The sequence below is a fragment of the uncultured Bifidobacterium sp. genome (genome assembly GCF_963540075.1).
In the GTDB taxonomy this organism is placed as follows: Bacteria; Actinomycetota; Actinomycetes; order Actinomycetales; family Bifidobacteriaceae; genus Bifidobacterium.
On the sequence record NZ_CAUTOG010000003.1, the window covers coordinates 13,248 to 31,821 of the forward strand.

At 68.0% G+C, this 18,574-nt stretch carries 16 protein-coding genes; 9 read left to right on the top strand and 7 right to left on the bottom strand.

What is annotated here, in order from left to right; translation table 11 throughout:
• Window positions 1-14: 14 nt before the first annotated feature.
• On the bottom strand, window positions 15-902 hold the full coding sequence (locus tag RWX87_RS01000; protein WP_314685949.1) for a bifunctional methylenetetrahydrofolate dehydrogenase/methenyltetrahydrofolate cyclohydrolase: 888 nt from the start codon (window positions 900-902) through the stop codon (window positions 15-17).
• Between the two features lie 163 nt (window positions 903-1,065).
• Between RWX87_RS01000 and RWX87_RS01005 the strand changes: the two genes are divergently transcribed.
• From RWX87_RS01005 to RWX87_RS01015, 3 genes are all read left to right on the top strand, one after another.
• On the top strand, window positions 1,066-2,106 hold the full coding sequence (locus RWX87_RS01005) for a metal ABC transporter solute-binding protein, Zn/Mn family (RefSeq protein WP_314685951.1): 1,041 nt from the start codon (window positions 1,066-1,068) through the stop codon (window positions 2,104-2,106).
• Between the two features lie 143 nt (window positions 2,107-2,249).
• The gene (locus RWX87_RS01010; protein ID WP_314685954.1) at window positions 2,250-3,212 is read left to right on the top strand and encodes an ABC transporter ATP-binding protein; all 963 of its coding nucleotides are present in this window, start codon (window positions 2,250-2,252) and stop codon (window positions 3,210-3,212) included.
• Window positions 3,209-4,084 (top strand): metal ABC transporter permease, encoded by an 876-nt coding sequence (locus RWX87_RS01015; protein WP_314685956.1) that lies wholly within the window; start codon window positions 3,209-3,211, stop codon window positions 4,082-4,084. The genes RWX87_RS01010 and RWX87_RS01015 overlap by 4 nt, the downstream gene beginning before the upstream one ends.
• On the opposite strand, the gene RWX87_RS01020 is transcribed toward RWX87_RS01015, so the two are convergent.
• Entirely contained in the window at window positions 4,023-4,487 is a 465-nt protein-coding gene (locus RWX87_RS01020) for a 2-C-methyl-D-erythritol 2,4-cyclodiphosphate synthase (RefSeq protein WP_314685959.1), read from the bottom strand. The two genes, RWX87_RS01015 and RWX87_RS01020, sit on opposite strands and share 62 nt — an antisense overlap.
• Window positions 4,488-4,588: 101 nt before the next feature.
• Complete coding sequence (locus RWX87_RS01025) at window positions 4,589-5,185, bottom strand: CarD family transcriptional regulator (protein WP_314685962.1); 597 nt, start codon at window positions 5,183-5,185, stop codon at window positions 4,589-4,591.
• Window positions 5,186-5,322: 137 nt separating this feature from the next.
• On the opposite strand from RWX87_RS01025, the gene glgB reads away from it, so the two are divergent.
• From glgB to RWX87_RS01050, 5 genes are all read left to right on the top strand, one after another.
• Window positions 5,323-7,599, top strand: coding sequence for a 1,4-alpha-glucan branching protein GlgB (gene glgB, locus RWX87_RS01030; protein ID WP_314685965.1), 2,277 nt, complete (start codon window positions 5,323-5,325; stop codon window positions 7,597-7,599).
• Window positions 7,600-7,614: 15 nt separating this feature from the next.
• On the top strand, window positions 7,615-8,382 hold the full coding sequence (locus RWX87_RS01035; protein WP_314685968.1) for a response regulator transcription factor: 768 nt from the start codon (window positions 7,615-7,617) through the stop codon (window positions 8,380-8,382).
• A 116-nt stretch (window positions 8,383-8,498) separates the two neighbouring features.
• Window positions 8,499-9,491, top strand: a complete 993-nt coding sequence (locus RWX87_RS01040; RefSeq protein WP_314685970.1) for a HAMP domain-containing sensor histidine kinase — start codon at window positions 8,499-8,501, stop codon at window positions 9,489-9,491.
• A 127-nt stretch (window positions 9,492-9,618) separates the two neighbouring features.
• Window positions 9,619-10,242, top strand: coding sequence for a S24 family peptidase (locus RWX87_RS01045; protein WP_314685971.1), 624 nt, complete (start codon window positions 9,619-9,621; stop codon window positions 10,240-10,242).
• Window positions 10,239-11,585 carry a Y-family DNA polymerase gene (locus RWX87_RS01050; protein WP_314685973.1) on the top strand — a complete coding sequence of 449 codons (1,347 nt, stop codon included), beginning with the start codon at window positions 10,239-10,241 and terminating at the stop codon, window positions 11,583-11,585. The genes RWX87_RS01045 and RWX87_RS01050 overlap by 4 nt, the downstream gene beginning before the upstream one ends.
• Here the strand turns inward: RWX87_RS01050 and RWX87_RS01055 are convergent.
• Both RWX87_RS01055 and RWX87_RS01060 read right to left on the bottom strand, forming a co-directional pair.
• Window positions 11,582-12,376 carry a ComF family protein gene (locus tag RWX87_RS01055; protein WP_314685975.1) on the bottom strand — a complete coding sequence of 265 codons (795 nt, stop codon included), beginning with the start codon at window positions 12,374-12,376 and terminating at the stop codon, window positions 11,582-11,584. The genes RWX87_RS01050 and RWX87_RS01055 overlap by 4 nt on opposite strands.
• 123 nt (window positions 12,377-12,499) lie before the next feature.
• The gene (locus RWX87_RS01060; protein WP_314685977.1) at window positions 12,500-13,336 is read right to left on the bottom strand and encodes an HAD-IIB family hydrolase; all 837 of its coding nucleotides are present in this window, start codon (window positions 13,334-13,336) and stop codon (window positions 12,500-12,502) included.
• A gap of 65 nt (window positions 13,337-13,401) precedes the next feature.
• On the opposite strand from RWX87_RS01060, the gene RWX87_RS01065 reads away from it, so the two are divergent.
• Window positions 13,402-13,845, top strand: a complete 444-nt coding sequence (locus RWX87_RS01065; protein ID WP_314685980.1) for a metallopeptidase family protein — start codon at window positions 13,402-13,404, stop codon at window positions 13,843-13,845.
• Between the two features lie 95 nt (window positions 13,846-13,940).
• Here RWX87_RS01065 and RWX87_RS01070 read toward each other — a convergent pair whose 3' ends face one another.
• Together RWX87_RS01070 and RWX87_RS01075 are read right to left on the bottom strand one after the other, a co-directional pair.
• On the bottom strand, window positions 13,941-15,443 hold the full coding sequence (locus tag RWX87_RS01070) for a DUF5719 family protein (RefSeq protein ID WP_314685982.1): 1,503 nt from the start codon (window positions 15,441-15,443) through the stop codon (window positions 13,941-13,943).
• Window positions 15,443-18,559, bottom strand: a complete 3,117-nt coding sequence (locus RWX87_RS01075; RefSeq protein WP_314685984.1) for a glycosyltransferase family 2 protein — start codon at window positions 18,557-18,559, stop codon at window positions 15,443-15,445. Before RWX87_RS01075 ends, RWX87_RS01070 begins: the two co-directional genes overlap by 1 nt.
• Between the last annotated feature and the right edge of the window lie 15 nt (window positions 18,560-18,574).

An 18,574-nucleotide genomic window follows, 5' to 3' on the forward strand; every position in this document is an offset into this window, starting at 1 on the left:
TTCCACCGCCGTCGTCACGGTCGAAGGCCCGCGGAACGCTCGGCCATCTCGACGACGTTCTCCAGCAGCATGGCGCGGGTCATCGGCCCCACCCCACCCGGATTCGGCGAGTAGGCGGAGCTCCTCTCATGGCACGCCGGATCGATGTCGCCCTTCACCCGGTAGCGTCCGGCGGCCTCGTCATAGACCCGGGAGACCCCGACGTCGACGAGGACGGCGCCCTCGCGCACGTCCTCGGGGCGGACGAATCCCGCCTTGCCCACGGCCGCGACGACCACATCGGCCCGGCGGATATGGCCGGGGATGTCCCTGGTTCCCGTATGGCACTGGGTGACCGTGGCGTCCACGCCGCGTCCGGACAGCAGCAGACCGATCGTCCTGCCGATGGTGATTCCCCGCCCGAGCACGCACACCTCCCTGCCGGACAGATCGATGCCGTAGTGGTCGAGCAGCCTGAGCACGCCACGCGGCGTGCACGGCTGGGGCGTCGTGATCCCGCCGCCCACATGAAGCACGAGCTGGCCGAGGTTGTAGGGGTGCATCCCGTCGGCGTCCTTCGCCGGATCGATGAGGTCGAGTATCGCCGCGGAGTCCACGCCCCGGGGAAGAGGGAGCTGGACGATGAACCCCGTGCAGGCGGGGTCGGCATTGAGCTCGCGCACCGCGTCCGCGACAAGGCCGGCATCGGCGTCCGCGGGCAGGTCGCGGCGGATGGACCGAATCCCGACCTCCGCGCAGTCGGCATGCTTCCCGGCCACGTAGCGCACGGATCCGGGATCGTCGCCCACCAGGATCGTTCCGAGCCCCGGATGGACGCCTCGGACCCCGAGTCTTTCCACGCGGCTCGCCAGATTCCTTCTGATCCCGGCAGCCACCGTCCCGCCATCCATTCTGACCGCCATGAACCCGCTCCCTTCGTCAGTTTTCCCGCGGCCTCCGCATCGGGCCTCGTCGGGCGTTTTACGGACCACCGTCGCAGACGACGCACGCGCGGCTAGGCTATCGTGGGGTCAGGTCATGCGGGGGACCCATGGACATCGCAGCCCGCATCCGAGGAGGGGCCGAATGAACGTCATACGAAGGGCCATGGCCGTCGTGGCCGCCCTGTCCATGACCCTGGCCGCAGGGGCCTGCGGCGCCGACGAATCGTCCTCCTCCGACCCGACGACGTCGTCCACCGGTCCTCTGACCGTGGTGGCGTCGGTCAGCCAGTGGGGATCGCTCGCCCGGCAGATAGGCGGCGACGACGTCACCGTCACCTCCATCCTGTCCTCCTCCGACGTCGACGCCCACTCCTTCGAGCCGACCACCTCGGACGTCGCCCGGATCCGCAAGGCGGGGATCCTCATCGTCAACGGCGCCGGGTACGACTCCTGGGCCACGAAGAACGTCTCCTCCTCGACCACGACGGTCTCCGCCGCGGAGACCGTGGGCGCCATGGACGGCGACAATCCTCATCTGTGGTTCTCCAAGGAGGCGCGGAACGGCATGGCCAAGGAGATGGCCGAGACGTTCTCCCGCGCCCTTCCCTCGAGGAAGAAGGCCTTCGCGGCCCGACTGAGATCCTGGCAGTCCAAGGAGAAGACGCTCGAGACGACGATGGCGACCTTCCGTTCCCAGCATGACGATCCCGTGTACGGGGCCACCGAGGCCGTGGCGTACTATCTCATGTCCGACCTCGGATTCACCGACGCCACGCCCAAGGGCTACGCCGAGGCCGTCGCCGCGGAGGACGAGCCGTCAGCCTCCGACCTGCAGACCTTCCAGGGGCTCATCGAGAAAAGGACGATTGACGTCCTCATCGACAACACGCAGGAGACCAGCGATTCCGGCTCCCTGCTGCTCGGCACCGCCGGCCGCAGCGACGTCCCCGTCGTCGACGTCACCGAACAGATCCCCTCGGATTTCCAGGGCCTCGTCTCGTGGATCAGCTCCCTCGTGACGTCCATCTCCCAGGCCCTGGATTCGTCGTCGTCGACGGATTCCACATCGCCGAGCGCGTCCTCCTCTTCCGATGCCTCGTCCACCACCTCCTCGTCATCGGCATCCGGGTCGTCGACGTCGACGACCCCCTCCAACGAGGGCCAGACCGACCCGGGCAGGTAGCGGCGGGGGGGCAAATCGCGACGTCGACGGGTTCCAGGAGCCGTCGAGTGGACCGTCGGCCGCATGTCCATGAACGTGCCCAGAGAATGCGCGACGGAAGTAAATGAGAACGATTGTCAGCAGTGCCTGCCACAGTGGACCGCATGACAGTCGATAAGACGCGGCGGGCCGTCCAGGACGACCCTGCCGCGGTGGAGTTCCACGATGCCGCGATCGCCCTATCCGGACGGACGGTCTGGAGCCACGCGGACTTCCGCATCCCCGCGGGATCGGTCACGGCCATCGTCGGCACCAACGGCACGGGCAAGACGACCATGCTCAGGGCCGAGCTGGGGCTCATCCCCCTGGCCTCCGGCACGGCCGGAATCCTCGGAAGAGCGCCCGGGGAGTCCAACCGCCTCATCGGCTACGTCCCTCAGACCTACGCCTCGGACGGCGACTCCCCCATCACCGCCGAACAATCCGTGCTGCTCGGCATGGTCGGCGACCGTTTCGGCTGGCATGCGGCAAGTCGACGACAGCGCGCGCATGCGGCCGAGATGCTCCGCTTCGTCGGGGTCGAGGAGCAGGCCTCGCGTCGGCTGTCGGAACTGTCGGGGGGGCAGCGCCAGCGCGTGGCCATCGCCCAGGCCCTGGCCTCGGACCCCCGGCTGCTCATGCTCGACGAGCCTCTCGCCAACCTCGACCCCGCCAGCCAACGCGAGGTCGTCGACGTCCTGGCGCGACTCAACGAAAGACTCGGCATGACGATTCAGATCGTCGCCCACGACCTCAACATGCTTCTGCCCATCCTCGACGGAGCGGTCTACCTGCTTGACGGACACGCCCACTACGCGGCCATGGACGCGGTGCTCGACCCCGATCTGCTCACCCATCTGTACGGCACGTCGATAGGCGTCGTCACCACCCCGCAGGGGGACATGTACATCACGCCCCGCCACGGCCATGCCGTGGGCAGACCCCTCGGCCCTCGACCCAGGACGGCGGGGACGGCGACGGACCGGGATTCCCCGGATGATTCCCCGGATGACATCTCCCGGCCCCAGGGCACGGGGAAGACCGGGACGATGACGCGGACGGCATGGAGCAGGGAGGAACCTCGATGACGGGACTGGCCTTCGATCCGGAATGGATGTCGACCCTGTCGGCCTCCTTCATGGCCAACGCCTTCGCGGCCGGGATGTGCATCGCCGTCGCCGCGGGCGTCATGGGCTACTTCACCATCGCAAGGCATTCGACCTTCGCCGCGCATGCGCTCGCCCACATCGGCCTGCCTGGGGCGACGGGCGCCGTGCTTCTGGGACTGCCCGTCTGGGCCGGCATGGGGGCCTTCGCGATGGCCGGGGCGCTGATCATCGGGGCCCTGGGCAGGCGGGCCTCGCAGCGGGAGATCGCCACGGGGACCGTTCTCGCCTTCGCCACCGGACTCGGGCTGTTCTTCGCGCGGATGTCGACGGCGGCCACGCAGCAGATGCAGTCGATCCTCTTCGGCTCGATCCTCACGATCACACGTGACCAGGTGATCGGCTTCGCCGTCTTCGACGCCGTTCTGCTCCTCGTCATTTCGCTGATCTGGCATCCCCTGCTGTTCAGCTCCCTGGACGACCAGGTCGCCGCGGCGCGCGGCGTGCCCACCATGGCCATGAACGTGGCCTTCATGGCGATCATGGCCGGCGTCATCACCATCTCGGTGCCCGCGGTGGGAACCCTGCTCGTCTTCGCCCTCGTGGTCACCCCCGCCGCGACGGCCGAGATCCTCACAGCCTCGCCCCCCAAGGCCATGCTCGCATCAGGGATCCTGTGCCTGGTCTCCATCTGGGGCGGTCTGGTGATCTCGGCGATGGTCCCGCTCCCGCCGAGCTTCGTCATCGTCACGCTGTCCACGCTGTTCTGGGCGCTGGCGCGGGCGGGCGCGGCTATTCGCCGGCGCTCACCATGGCGGTCGCCATCGCGGCCAGCCCCTCGCCTCTCCCGGTGAAACCCATGCCGTCGGTGGTGGTCGCCGTCAGGGAGATCCGACAGCCCGCGACCCGGGACATGACGTCCTCGGCCTCCGTCCGACGCGATCCGATGCGAGGTCGGTTGCCGATGACGACGACCGAGGCCTGGACCGGTCGCAGGCCGTGACGGACGAGCTCCGCGACGCATGTCCGGAGCAGCTCCTCGCCCGACATCCCGGCGCCGCGGGACCGGGCGCCCACGCCCACCAGCCCGCCGATGTCGCCCAGACGGGCGGCCGAGAGGAAGGCGTCGGCAAGGGCATGGACGGCGACGTCGCCATCGGAATCCGCCTCGACCCCGGTCCCCGGCCAGGTCAGACAGGCCAGACGCAGCGGACGGGGCGAACCCTCGGGGGCGAAGCGATGGGCATCAAACCCCATGCCCGTCAGGAACCCGGGGATTTCGGGACGATTCACCTCGTGATCGCGATTCGCCGCGCGACCATCCGCATCGGATGAGTCGTACTCTGCCGAGGACGGCGTCATTTGCGCTTGGGGCGACTGTTCTCGGCCTCAAGCCTCGCCAACGTGCGCGACGCAGGCTCCTCGGGGGCCTTGGTGTGATGCTTTTCGTCGCCGGACTGCGGTTCGGCGTAGCCGAGGTTGACGTCGAGCAGACGCTGCGTCTCCTCCTCGTCGATGCCCTCGGACAGGGCGATCTCGGAGGTCAGGATGCTGCGGGCGCGGGTGAGCATGCGCTTCTCTCCCGCCGACAGGCCATGCTCGTCGACGTCGCGCTGCGAGAGGTCCCGCACGACCTCGGCGATCTTGTTGACGTCTCCCGTGGCGATCTTCTCGACGTTGAGCTTGTAGCGCCGCGACCAGTTCATCTCCTTCTCGACGACCGGGGTGCGCAGGATCCCGAAGACCTTCGACACCTCGGAGGCGCCCACGATGTCGCGCACGCCGACCTTCGCGGCGTTGTCGATGGGAACGTTGATGACGAGTCCGTCGGACGACAGAACCGAAAGCTGAAGGTATCTGCGGGTCACTCCCTTGACGGTTCGCTCGGTGATGGCCTCGACCCTCGCCGCGCCGTGCCGTGGATAGACGACCATGTCGCCGACCTTGTACCCCATGAAGCCTCCATGCCTGCCGTGAACCCACTAAGGATGCCATCACCCCTGGACCGCCGCCTCGGGCGAGGGGACGTGCGACGCTCGGTTTTCCGCGACACGACGCCCGTTACCGGGCCTTCCGGGCCTATGCTGGTGACATGGCTGGAAGAACGACAATCAATGACGATCAGGTCGCTGCGCCCACCCGGGATCCGGCGATGGTGCCGGTCGATTCGGGGGTGCTCGACGCCGTGGGCAACGCGACCTACTACAACCCGCATGAGGTGCTCGGCGGACATCTCGGAACGAAGGGGCACGACGACACGACGACCGTGCGCGTCCTGCGGCCGCTGGCCGCGGATGTGACCATCATCACCCCCGACGGCGAGTACCCGGCACGGCACGAACGCAACGGCGTGTTCGTGGCCCTCGTGCCCTCGACGGCGTCGTCCGCGGGCTGGAGCGTGCCGGACTACCGGGTGCGCGTCCGCTACGGCACGGAGACCCCCCTGGTGGAGGACGACCCCTACCGCTATCTGCCCACCATCGGGGACCTGGACCTGTACCTCTTCGGCGAGGGGCGGCACGAACGTCTCTGGGAGGCCATGGGAGCCCGCGTGACGCGCTACGACGACCCGATGGGCTCCGAGAACGGCACCCCGGGCCAGGTGTCCGGCACGGCGTTCACCGTCTGGGCCCCCAACGCCCGCGCCGTCAGGGTGGTGGGGGACTTCAACGGCTGGGACGGGCGCCGCCACGCGATGCGCGAGATCGGGTCGTCGGGGGTGTGGGAGCTTTTCGTCCCGGGCGCGCACGCCGGCCAGACCTACAAGTTCCAGATCCTCAACGCCGCAGGCCAGTGGGTGATGAAGGCCGACCCCATGGAGCGCTCCCATGAGGTCCCGCCGAGGACGGCCTCCGTCATCGTGGACTCGAGGCACTCCTGGCACGACTCCGAGTGGCTGTCCCGCCGGGCGTCCCGCGACCCGCACGCCGGCCCCATCAGCATCTACGAGGTCCATGCCGGAAGCTGGCGGGCGGGGATCCGCTCGTACCGGGAGCTCGCGGACCAGCTCGTCGGCTACGTGGCGAAGGAGGGCTTCACCCATGTGGAGTTCATGCCGCTGGCCGAGCACCCCTTCTCCGGATCATGGGGCTACCAGGTCACGGGCTACTACGCCATCGACTCCCGCCTCGGCGGGCCGGACGACTTCAAGTACATGGTGGACCGCTTCCACGCGGCCGGCATCGGCGTGATCATGGACTGGGTCCCCGCCCACTTCCCCAAGGACGAGTTCGCCCTCGGGCGCTTCGACGGCACCCCGCTGTACGAGGACCCCGATCCCCTGCGCGGCGAGCATCCGGACTGGGGCACCTACGTGTTCAACTTCGGGCGGCGCGAGGTGCGCAACTTCCTCGTGGCCAACGCGTGCTTCTGGCTCGACGAGTACCACGTGGACGCCCTGCGCGTCGACGCCGTCTCCTCGATGCTCTACCTCGACTACAGCCGCAAGCCCGGCCAGTGGCATCCGAACATCCACGGCGGGCGCGACAACCTCGAGGCCATCGACTTCATCAAGGAGGCCAACGCCACGGCCTACAAGAACAACCCCGGCATCATGATGATCGCCGAGGAGTCCACGGCCTACCCGGGGGTGACCAGGCCGACGAGCATGGGCGGCCTGGGCTTCGGCCTCAAATGGAACATGGGCTGGATGCACGACACCCTGCGGTATCTGCACGAGGACCCCATCAACCGCAGGTGGCACCACAACGAGATCACCTTCTCCCTCGTCTACGCCTACTCGGAGCATTACGTCCTGCCCATCAGCCATGACGAGGTCGTCTACGGCAAGGGGTCGCTGTTCGGCAAGATGCCGGGAGACGACTGGCAGCGGTACGCGGGCGTGCGATGCCTGTTCGCCTACCAGTGGGCGCATCCCGGCAAGAAGCTGACCTTCATGGGCAACGAGATCGCGCAGTACGGCGAATGGGACCACGACGGCTCCGTCGACTGGGACTCCCTCACATGGGCCGAGCACCGCCAGGTGCAGGCCCTTGTGGCGGACCTCAACGCCCTGTACAAGGACTCGCCGGCCCTGTGGAGCCAGGACTTCGACCCCGCGGGCTTCCAGTGGCTGACCAGCGACGATGCCGACCATGACACCCTGAGCTTCGTGCGGACCGGCACGCATGGCGAGCAGATGGTGGTCGTCGTGAACTTCTCCGGCGAGGCCTGGCAGGACTACCAGGTGCCCCTCACGCGGGGCGGCACATGGACGGAGGTGCTCACCACCGACGACGAGAGGTACGGCGGTTCGGGGATCCATAACGGCAGCGTCACGGCGCTACCGGGCGCCTTCCACTCACGCGACTGGTCCGCCAGGCTCACGATTCCGGCTCTGGGGGCGGTATTCTTGAAGCCGCAAGACTGAAAGGCGGACCTGGGCATGCTCACTTCTTCGACACGACGGAATGCTCCGCGAACCATTCTCGTGGTCGAGGACGAGCCCGACCTGGCGACGGCGATAGCCCAGCGGATCAGCGCCCAGGGGTGGAACGCCCGGGTCGCCTCCGACGGGGCCAGCGCCGTCCGGGCGGCCTCGCAGCTGAAGCCGGACCTGGTGATCATGGACATCATGCTGCCGGTGATGGACGGCATCGAGGCCACCAAGCGGATCGTCGCCGAGCGTCCCGTTCCCGTGCTCATCCTCACGGCCCGCGACGCCGAATCCGACAAGGTGATGGGCCTGGGCGCCGGCGCCGACGACTACATGACCAAGCCGTTCTCCCCCCGCGAGCTCATCGCCCGCTGCGAGGCGCTGTTCCGTCGGGTGGACCGTGCGGCGTCCATCGCAAAGACGATGGAGAACGAGAAGGTGCTTGACTTCGGCTCCCTCGTCATCGACCCTCGGCAGCGCATCGTCACGCTTGACGGCGACGAGGTGCATCTGACGCCCACGGAGTTCGATCTTCTGGCCACGCTGGCCCGTCGTCCCCGCTCCGTCTTCAAGCGCGAGAAGCTGCTCGAGGAGGTCTGGGACTGGCCGGACGCCTCCGGGACGCGCACCGTGGACTCCCACGTCAAGGCTCTGCGCCACAAGCTCGGCGCCTCCACCATCCGCACGGCCCACGGCGTGGGATACGCCTTCGAACCCCCTGAGCCCCCGGACGCGCACGCTCCCTCGCAGACCGGGGCACAGACGGCGGCGCGATGAGCGCGCGCCCCGTCACGACCCCCGCCGAGGGGGCCGGCCCCCAGTCCCACCGAATCGGAAGACTCCCGCGGAACCTCGTTTCCGGCCGCCCCATCGGGCATTTCTCCTCGCTGAAGATGGAACTGAGCATCCTCATCGTCATCGCCACCTCCATCGCCTTCGTCATGGCGTGGTTCCTGCTCAAGGTCGGCTGGAGCGGGTGGATCGCCATGCCTCTGACCCTGGCGGTGGCGCTGGGCATCACCTATGTCTTCGCCCGCGGCCTGACCGTCCCCCTGCGTCAGATGCGCGACGCGGCGGAGGCCATGGCCGACGGCGACTACAGCGTCCGCGTGCGCACGGGGACGACGAGCAACGACGAGGTGGGCCAGCTCGCGCGCTCCTTCAACGACATGGCCGAGGAGCTCCAGCACGCCGACCGGATGCGCACCGACATGGTGGCGAACGTCAGTCATGAGCTGCGGACCCCCGTCTCGGCCCTGCAGGCCATGGTGGAGAACCTCGCCGATGACGTGGTGGAGCCCACCCACGCCAATCTCGACAGCATCCTCAACCAGACGCATCGCCTGTCCGACCTCATCGCCTTCCTTCTGGACCTGTCCCGCATGGAGGCGGGGGCGGCAAGCCTCGAGATCGAAAGGTTCAACGTCGCCGACTTCGTCGACGACACCGTCGAGCCCCTGGAGATCGCCGACTCGGGCCACGCCCACGTCATCCGTCTGGACGTGCCGAAGGACATCACCATGGAGGGCGACCAGGACCGTCTCCGGCAGCTGTTCACCAACGTCATCTCCAACGCCTTCAAGCACTCCCCCGACGGATCCACCGTGCTCATCGCGGTACGGGAGGATGCCTCGACGGGCGTCATCGTCACCAACGTGGTGAACTTCGGCTCGCAGATTCCCGCCGAGGCGCGCTCCGACATCTTCCGCCGCTTCGTCAAGGGGCGCACCGGTCCCGGAACGGAGTCCGGCGGCACCGGACTCGGGCTGTCCATCGCCCGCTGGGCGGCCCAGCTGCACGGCGGCACCGTGCGCGTGGTCGACGACCCTCGAGGCGCCGACTTCGAGATCACCCTGCCCAAGTACCACATCTCCGCCGAACGCTAGGCAGGGCAAGGTCTGCGGGCTCCCGCCACCCCGAGGCCCGCGCATCCGTCCACCGCGCGTCCCGGCTCATCCGTCATCCTCCCCGCAGCCTACAATCGAACATATGTTCGAATACAAGGAGGATGACATGCCCGTACGAACCCTCTCCCCCTTCGTCGGCACGATCGAGGGAAGACCGGATCCCCTGTTCCGACGAGCCGCCCGGGTCAAGGGGACAACGTCCTCGCCGCCCGACGGGGAGGACGGCGGGGACGCCCCCCGCCCGTCCGTCCTCTGCCGCGTCACCGCCATCGGACGGCCCGGCGCCGGGAACCCGCCGGTGAGCAGAACGCTGGAGGCCGTGCACGCCGGATTCCCTTCGGTGGCGCAGGACTACATGGTGGACGACTTCAGCTTCGACGAGCATGTCATGCCCCATCCCGAGACGACCTTCGTCGTCACGGTCGCCGGCGACTCCATGCAGGGCGCCGGGATATGGGATGGCGACCTGCTTATCGTGGACCGTTCGCTGAACCCCGAGGACGGGGACGTCGTCATCGCCGCGCTGGACGGCGAGCTGACGGTCAAACGTCTTCTGGCGACGGATGCCGGACCGGTCCTGCACGCCGAGAATCCGCGGTATCCCGACTTCCGGCCCTCGCGACTCCAGGAGCTCATGATCTGGGGCGTGGTGACGGGAAGCTACCATCCCCAGAAACGGGTCGCGCACCGGCGCTCGGAGGGAGACCCTCCGAAGGGAACGCTTCGATGAGAGACGCGGTGGTCCTGGCGGACGCCGACAACTTCTTCGCCTCCTGCGAAACCGTCTTCCACCCCGCGCTGCGGGGACGTCCTCTCGTCGTCCTGTCCAACAACGACGGCTGCGTGGTCTCGAGATCCGCGGCGGCCAAGGCACTCGGCCTGGCGAACGGCGTCCCGTGGTTCGTCATACGCGATCAGGCCTCGCGTCTGGGCGTGGTCGCACGCAGCTCCAACTATGAGCTCTATGCGAGCCTGTCCCGACGCATGATGATCCTGATGTCGCATTTCTTCGCCGACCAGGAGAGATATTCGATCGATGAGTGCTTCCTGCGCTCGTCCCTGGGCGTCATCCGCACACGCCATCACGCCGCCGTCATGCGCGAGACGGTGCTGCACGGTCTGGGGATTCCGGTCAGCATAGGGATAGCCCCCACCCGGACCCTTGCCAAGATCGTCATACGGCTGGCCAAGCATGACCCTCACCGAGGCGGGGTCGCGACATGGCCGTCATGTCAGGAGGGCGACATCGCCCGGGCGACATCCCCGTCCCGTACGGCCGACGACCTGCTGGCCCAAACCCCCATAGGCGACGTCTGGGGGGTAGGGCGGCGGCTGTCGAAGCGTCTCCTCGCGGCGGGCATACCGGACGCCCTGCATCTGCGGGACGCCGATCCGGTTCTTATCCGACGGCGGCATTCCGTCGTTCTCGAGCGCACGGTGCTCGAGCTGCGGGGAATACCCTGCCCCCAGCCCCCCTCCGACGCCTCGGACGGCCGCCGGACAGGCCGAATCCTGTGCTCGCGGATGTTCTCGCACCCCCTCGGGGGAACCGACGACGCCATCGCAGGCGCGCTGTCCGTCTACGCCCAGCGCGCCTGCACACGTCTGAGACGTCAGGGATCCGTATGCTCCCGCGTATCCGCCTTCTGTTCCGGACGGCCGAGGTCCCCCTCGGATCCCGGCGCCTGGGCGGAGCGGACCGTCATCCTTGACGACCCCAGCGACGATCCCCTCGTCGTCGCGGCCGCGGCCTGCGGCGCCCTGCGCGGACGACTCGACCCGGACTCCCGGTATGTCCGCGCCGGGGTGATGCTGACGGGCCTGTCCGACCGCATGACATACGACTCGACGCTGAACGGTCTGGGCGCCCGACGGGATGACCATAGGCTCGGATCCGTTCTCGATCTGGTCACCGGACGCTACGGACCGAGCCGCATAGGAATCGGATGCGCCGGCATACGCTCCGTCAGCAGAGACCACGACATCGCGGACGACTGGGGCATGCGCCGCTCCCTGCTGTCACCACGATCCACGACGCACTGGGAGGAGATGGCCGTCGTCCACGCCGTCTAGACGGCTGAAGGACCCGTCGGCGCGGACAATCCCCTCTGGGGTCCCTCCTTCGGCGTCGAGGCCAGCGCCACTCCCGCCGCAACCTCGACGCCTGCTCCCCGGAGCGCGGAAACGCAGCCTCTCATCGTCGCCCCCGTGGTCATGATGTCGTCCACCAGCAGAACCATCGGACGAGGCCTTATCGCCCACAGCCGTTCCAGTTCGGATCGGACCACCACCACGCCCGCGGACAGCCTTCTGGCCCTCTGGTCCGCGCGAGAGGCCTCCACCGATCTCGCCAGCCCGGCGGATAGCCGAAGCAGCGGCAGAACGGCGGCGTCCACTCCCCGCCGTCGAAGCAGAACGGCAAGAAGCCGTGCGAGCGAGAGGATATGCCACCGCCCCCGTCTGCGAAGAGAGGACGGCGAGGAGGGAAGGGGGATCAGAACGATGCGCGGACTCTCGCAGTACGGGTCCGGCCGCGCACCGAGCGTGGCATCCCCAATCATCAGTCCCGCCAGAGCCGATGCGAAGCAGCGCGTACACTCCTCGTCGCCATGGTCCTTCCATTCGAGCATCGCGCGGCGGACGGCTCCCCGATAGTCCGCGCAGCACAGGCAGACGCCCAGGGAGGTCCCCTCCAGAGGACGCTCGCACCGACGGTCCAGCAGACCCCGGCAGACCTCGCAGAGGATCCGGTCCGGTCTGCCGCAGCCTGCGCAGGCCCGTGGAAGAAGGACGTCGCGGCAGGACGCAAGCAGGGCCGTCAGGCCCGATCGGTGACGACAGGCCGCATCCGCACGCATCTCCATCGTCCGATCATCCGCCCTCGGAAGAGAATCCATCGTCCCGTCACGCCACGTGGACGCAAGGACGTGCGTATCCGCAGAAACGCGGCCAGGAGGACGATGGCGCGCATGATGATGGAACCGCGGCTAGAACGACGAAACGGAGGGTGCGCCAAGCGTCGCCGACTCATGCAGGCGGGACTTCAGGACATCGCAGACCCGCAGCGTCTGGCTGGGTCCGCTCACCCGGACCGCGAACACCCCGGCGGCGATGACGGGATGGTCGTTGCCGTCGGGGTCCATGCGGTCACCGACGAAGACGATCGAGGGGACGTCGATGCGCAGAAGGGCGGCAAGACGACGCACCGCATAGGCCTTGTCGATGCCCTTCAGGGAGACGTCGACGCTGGTCGACCCTCCCGACCGCACCTCGAGATGGGGCAGATCGGCCGCCACGGCCTCGGCAAGACGGTTCTTGAGCACGTTGGTCGGATCCCATGATTCCTTGACCGGAGAGGGGGCCAGCTGTCCAAGCGCCGAGAAGGTGATCTGGCTTCCCCTGTCCTCGATGCGATCCCCCCAGACGTCATCGAACCATATGCCCTGCTCCCGTGCATGGCGCTGCAGCGACTCGGCCGCCGCTGCGCGATCCTCGGGACTGAGGTCATACGAATACAGGCATCGCCATGACGACCCGTCCCATCGATAGCAACGGGTGCCGCTCGTGGGCATAAGCACCATGGCCGAACGGTTCGTGGAGGGGCCGAGAACGTCAAGCACCTGATGGCGGACCAGACTGAGACGACCTCCCGTGATGACGGCGACCGTGGTCAGGGCCGTGAGCTCCGACAGACGCCGGCCCATCGCCTCGCTCATCGGCTGCTTGGATCGGGCGAGCGTGTTGTCCAGGTCGAAGGCGACGGCGCGGACGCTCCCGGGAAAATCCGCGGGAACGAGATCCATCCCCTCATGCGCCCTCGGCATCGCTTCGCCTCCCCGTCCTCACGGCTGATGGGGTCATCGTATCGCATCCGTTCGTCGCCTTGGCTATGGTTGAGGTCATGCACACCAGACCGCCATGGGAGTCCCGAATCTACCGGAACCGGCACGGCCGCGGGCTGAGAACCCCGATGTTCGGGGTCCGGCTCCCCCGCTATCGCACAAGGAGCGGCATGTTCGACGACATGGCCGCCGCGCAGATACGACGTCTGCATGACGCATGGCCCGAGCTCATCGACCCGGTGCAGTTCGCCGTGGAGGACGTCCCTCCCTCGACGCCGGCCCCCTGGGAGGACGAGCCCGACCTCATGTCGCGCAGCTTCGCCGCGGGCCGCGGCACGCCCGCGCGCATCGTGCTGTACCGCCTTCCGCTGCAGACCCACAATCCCGACCACACGGACCTGCAGTGGGCGATACGCGACGAACTCGTCTCCCGTCTCGCCGATCTTGCGGGCCGCCGCCCCGAGGAGATAGACCCCGACTGGGGCATGTAGGGAGATCGCTCGAAGTCCGCATCCGAAAGCCCACATCCGATGGGTTCACATGGGACGAGGCCGACGCCGCATGGTCTTCGGGTGGACCTCACGCCTCATTGGAGAATGTTCTGGTTCCTGGACGTCCGTACGGTGACGAGCGTGGGTTCCAGAGCCGTCGCACCGAGGAAGGCGACGGCCGCGACGGATCGGCGGGACAGATCGGCGCTCGATGCGCGCACGCCCCAGGACAGCCCGCCGGAGGACTGCATCGCCACCGCCGCCGCCGACCCATCGAAGGAGGACAGGTCCAGACCGGTCGCTGATCCCGCCGCGACCGTCAGACTCCGCGAGCCGTCGGGATTCCCCGATGAGTCGTAGACCCGCACGGTGGCCGTGACGTCGACGTCCGAGGCATTGACCGCGACCAGGGTGCCCGACAAACCCGCGGGAAGCGCCACGGCGCCATCCTTGGATGCCGATGAGGCGGGAAGATAGGCGAAGTCCGACTGTCCCGACCCGTTCGACCTGGTCGCCACCGCGGATGCGATCAGCGCCGAATCCGAGGACACGGCGAGCGCGTAGGCGCCTTTCGGGGCCGTTCCCAGATCGACGGAGGACACCTGCGAGGCGGTCAAGGTCACGGTGCCGGCCCGGGAGGACCCCGAGGAGGTGAGCCAGCTCAGCGTCGCATGACCAGACCGCCGGGAGAACAGAACCACGCGCACGGCGTCCCCGGCGGCCACGCCCGGAAGGGACTCCGACCGTGAGGCGGCCGCGGCCGGCAGCGCGTAGTCGGATCCTCCCACGGACAGGCCGTCCATGACGACGCTGCGCACCACCGCGGCGACGGGGGTCTGGGTGCTGGACAGGGTGACGACAAGCCCCTCCTGCCCGGAGGCCGCGGCGGACAGGTCGACCGTCTTCTCCCCGTCCGCGGGAACCGTGACCGTGCTTCCCGTCGAGGGAGTCATCCGTCCGGCCGAATCCGTCCCCCAGATGGTCATTCCGACCGCCGTCGACTTCGCCGAGGGGTTGGCCACGACAAGCTGCTGCGTCGTGCCGGTCCGTGTGCCCGACAGCACGAGGGTCTGCGTCAGCGCGGGAACGACGCAGGACGCCGCCGACATCCCACGCAGGTCGCCGCTTGTCGCCCACGAGGCGGTGGATGCCGCCAGACCGGTCCCCGATTCCACGTCGAGGGATGAAGCCGACAGAAGCCGGGAATCACCCGAGGAGTCATTCTGCAGGGCGAGACCGCCGTCATCCAGGGAGGAGGATGACAGATCACGCGAAGCCGACGATCCGTCCAGTGACGAGACGATGGCCTGATACACCGATCCGCTGGCGAGATACCGCGATGCCGAGGCAATGTTCCCTTCGGAGGGACGGAATTCGCTGTCGCCGTACTCGGCGGTATCGGCCAGCGTCATGCGCGCAGGACAGTAGAGATCGGTCTGGGCCGCCGTGACGCGGCTGATTCTCGTGGACGTGCCGGTTATGGCATCGACCCAGGCCGATGCGGGGCGGTACAGGGCGAGACCGGCCATCACCATGACGATGGCGACCACCGTGGCGGCCGCGATGACGATTCTCCAGGCGGAATGCATCCGACGCATCACAGCATCCCCCTCCGCGATTTCGATGGGGTCGGAACGGCCACGAGAAGGAAGCATATGCCCGTGACGACGAGTGCCCCCAGCCATGCCCGACGCCAGGGATCCGCGAGGGCCCGCTTCTCTCCCTCGGCCATTCCCGACGAGCCGCCTGCTGCCGACAACCGGTAGTAGACCCCCGCGTCATCGCTGACGACGACCTGCACCCCGTCGCTTGCGGTGATGTTCGCGATCAGCCTTTCCGAGGCCTTCGACGTGGAGTCCGACGAGTCGTCCGTCACGACGTAGATGCCGCCGAACCCGGAGGCGGCGATTCTGGCGACGGCGTCGTCGTCCTCGCGCTCGACGAGGCCGGCGACCGCCGACGAGACGTCGGAGCCGATCCCGGTGGATCCATCGAGCATCAGGCGCACGCGCGCCGACGGGGAGGAATCGACGAGATCCCCACGCGCGGTGCGCATCACCCCGATCTCGGCGACGGAGCCGGCATCCATGCGGAGCACCAGTATCCTCCGCCCGGCGGAGCGTCCAAGATAGTCCTGGGCGATCATGGGAAGCCCCCGATCGACGATCGTCGCCGTCGTCCCCACGTTTCGTGCGAGGCCGTAGGCCGACCAGAGGAGGGCGCAGGCCATCAGAAGCAGCACAAGACCTCCGCGGGCAGCACGAACAACCGCCGGCCCCACCCCGAAGCGATTCCCGCTGCCACGGCGGGAGGCGCCGGGAAGAGGATCGAAGCGCCGGACGGCACCTCCTGCGACCATGCAGGAGCAGGACAGCAGGCCGAGGATCATGAAGGCGACGCCAGGAAGCGTCGATCCCGCCACGACCCCGCCGGAATCCACACCCACTCCGATGCGTGCCGAGACCATCGCCAGCAGGGTCCCGGACAGAATGACCACCCACATCATCCGCGAGACGCGCAGGACGAAGGGAAGCACCAGCGCAAGCACCGACAGCAGCGTCAGAACCCCGATGACGATCCACGAGGACGCGGCCATCATTCCCGACCTGGTCGAGAAGGCATTGGAGCCCCAGCCCCCTATCGCACGCTCCAGCATCCCCACCAGACTCAGCGCGGAGGGATGTCCGTCCAGGCGCATGGTGGGCACGGCGACGTCGCCGAAAAGCTGCCGCCATGTTCCCGCCGAGGCTCCGCGAAACGAATCCACGAGAAGCGGCGCGAGCACGAGCACCCAGGGAAGGGGAATGAGCAGCAGCATCACCCGATGCCCTCTGACGAGGATGAGGAAGGCGATCAGCACCACGGCGAACGCGAGGACCAGCTGGGGCTCGGCGGCCACCACGGGAATTCCGCAGAGCCCGGCGCAGGCGGCCGCCTGGACGGAGGCGTGAGGTCGGCGAGGGTCCTCGGTGTGGTACATCGCCACGGCCCGGAAGACGAATGCCATGGTGGCGGGAAGGAACACCATGACGGTGAGCATGGCGAGGTTCGCCGACTGGTACAGGCCCAGAAGCGCGGCGGTGCCGGCCCAGACGAGTCCGCCGGCGACGCGCACCCCGTCGGATCGCGTGAACACTCCGGCGAGAGCCCAGAAGGAGAGAGCCGCGGCTGGGGCCGAAAGGAAGAAGAGCAGGACGAGCGCCGCGGACATGTTGCCCAGGGTGAGCGCGGACAGACACGCCCAGACCCACATCCACGGGGTCGACGGCATGGCGAATCCCGTCGTGTCGCCCAGGAACCAGCCCATATCCGCCGCACGAAGAACCTGCGTGAAGTCCGCGGCCGTGGCAAGCCAGCCGCCCGAGGACAGGGACCCTCCCGAGAACGCGGCCCTGAGAAGATCGATGCGGACCATCACAAGGGCGGCCAGCGACGCGAGGGCCATCAGGGCGGCGGCGAGAAATCGGCTCACGGCCCGACGGTGCAGATGAGACCTCTCCAGCGGTCCGGCCATCGCCGGTCCGTTCTGTATGACGTAGGCCGTCCTCCTGTCGCGCCATCGGGACATCTGACGACGGTCCACGATCAGCATGGGAAGACGTGACAGCGGAAGACTCGCGTGACGGCGCAGACGCCGGCGCGCGGCCACGGCCCTGACAGGAGACGCCCACGCCAGCCACGGAAGCCTCAGACGACACCAGGCCTCGTAGGGGCGTTTACCGACGAGGCAGACAACGGCATGCACGACCGAAGCGGGAAGACTCATCAGCCACACCAGAAGCCACCACGCAAGGGGGATGTCCGTGTAGCGGTAGCGCTGCTCGGCGACAAGCCGCGCCATGGTCGCGCGCCTCGGACTCCCCTCCTCAAGCGGCATCCCCGACCTGCTTCTGACTCCTTCGAACCGGGCGCGACGATGGGCCACCGCGACCTGCGGAACGATGAGGACGCGCCCCCCGCTCCGGCAGACGCGACGACAGAAGTCGAAGGATTCCCCGAAGGTGCCGAACCATGGGTCGATGCCGCCGAAACGAGTAAGCGCCGACAGCGGAACAAGCGCACCGGCCAGGGAGACGGCGAAGACATCCCGTCTGTCGTCGTACTGCTCCTGATCCCTCTCCCCGTCGATGACCAGCGTCTCGCACCGATGGCCGTGGGCGTAGTAGCCGACCTCATGCAGTCGCTTTCCATCCCAGGACAGCTGCTTGACGCCGATGACCCCGACTCCGGGAGTGTTGCTGCGGGCGTCGAGGAGGCGTTCGAGACAGCGTGGGCCGACGGGGCGCGAATCGTCGTGCAGCATCCACAGAGCGCTCGTCTCCGGACCGAGCTCGGCATGTCTGAGGGCGCGGGACGTGGCGTCGGCGAAGGATCGGGCACCGGCCGTCGACACGATCCGGACGAGCACCCGCCCTCCTGTCTGGAGAGCCGTATGGGAGGGATCGCCCTCCTCGCCCGTCGTCGGCGCCGAGACGTCGACGTCCAGCGCAGCCGGGCGAAATACCGGCGATCCGCAGTCGGCGATCACCACCGTGGCGGGAAGAACGCTCTGGGACAGCACCGACGACAAGGTCTCGGGAAGAAACCGACGATCCCCCTCGCAGGCTATGACCGCGGCGACCATGGAATCGACCTTAGGACGTCCCTCCGGCCGAAGGTCTGCGGCAAGACGCGTGACGAGGGCCTCGATGTCGGTGGTATCGGTCGAATGCACCACTCCAGTGTACGC

Excerpts from the sequence above, each read along its gene's own strand:
- RWX87_RS01000 (WP_314685949.1), bottom strand. The coding sequence starts at position 902 with ATGGCGGTCAGAATGGATGGCGGGACGGTGGCTGCCGGGATCAGAAGG.
- RWX87_RS01005 (WP_314685951.1), top strand. The coding sequence starts at position 1,066 with ATGAACGTCATACGAAGGGCCATGGCCGTCGTGGCCGCCCTGTCCATG.
- RWX87_RS01010 (WP_314685954.1), top strand. The coding sequence starts at position 2,250 with ATGACAGTCGATAAGACGCGGCGGGCCGTCCAGGACGACCCTGCCGCG.
- RWX87_RS01015 (WP_314685956.1), top strand. The coding sequence starts at position 3,209 with ATGACGGGACTGGCCTTCGATCCGGAATGGATGTCGACCCTGTCGGCC.
- RWX87_RS01020 (WP_314685959.1), bottom strand. The coding sequence starts at position 4,487 with ATGGGGTTTGATGCCCATCGCTTCGCCCCCGAGGGTTCGCCCCGTCCG.
- RWX87_RS01025 (WP_314685962.1), bottom strand. The coding sequence starts at position 5,185 with ATGGGGTACAAGGTCGGCGACATGGTCGTCTATCCACGGCACGGCGCG.
- glgB (WP_314685965.1), top strand. The coding sequence starts at position 5,323 with ATGGCTGGAAGAACGACAATCAATGACGATCAGGTCGCTGCGCCCACC.
- RWX87_RS01035 (WP_314685968.1), top strand. The coding sequence starts at position 7,615 with ATGCTCACTTCTTCGACACGACGGAATGCTCCGCGAACCATTCTCGTG.
- RWX87_RS01040 (WP_314685970.1), top strand. The coding sequence starts at position 8,499 with ATGGAACTGAGCATCCTCATCGTCATCGCCACCTCCATCGCCTTCGTC.
- RWX87_RS01045 (WP_314685971.1), top strand. The coding sequence starts at position 9,619 with ATGCCCGTACGAACCCTCTCCCCCTTCGTCGGCACGATCGAGGGAAGA.
- RWX87_RS01050 (WP_314685973.1), top strand. The coding sequence starts at position 10,239 with ATGAGAGACGCGGTGGTCCTGGCGGACGCCGACAACTTCTTCGCCTCC.
- RWX87_RS01055 (WP_314685975.1), bottom strand. The coding sequence starts at position 12,376 with ATGGAGATGCGTGCGGATGCGGCCTGTCGTCACCGATCGGGCCTGACG.
- RWX87_RS01060 (WP_314685977.1), bottom strand. The coding sequence starts at position 13,336 with ATGCCGAGGGCGCATGAGGGGATGGATCTCGTTCCCGCGGATTTTCCC.
- RWX87_RS01065 (WP_314685980.1), top strand. The coding sequence starts at position 13,402 with ATGGTTGAGGTCATGCACACCAGACCGCCATGGGAGTCCCGAATCTAC.
- RWX87_RS01070 (WP_314685982.1), bottom strand. The coding sequence starts at position 15,443 with ATGCGTCGGATGCATTCCGCCTGGAGAATCGTCATCGCGGCCGCCACG.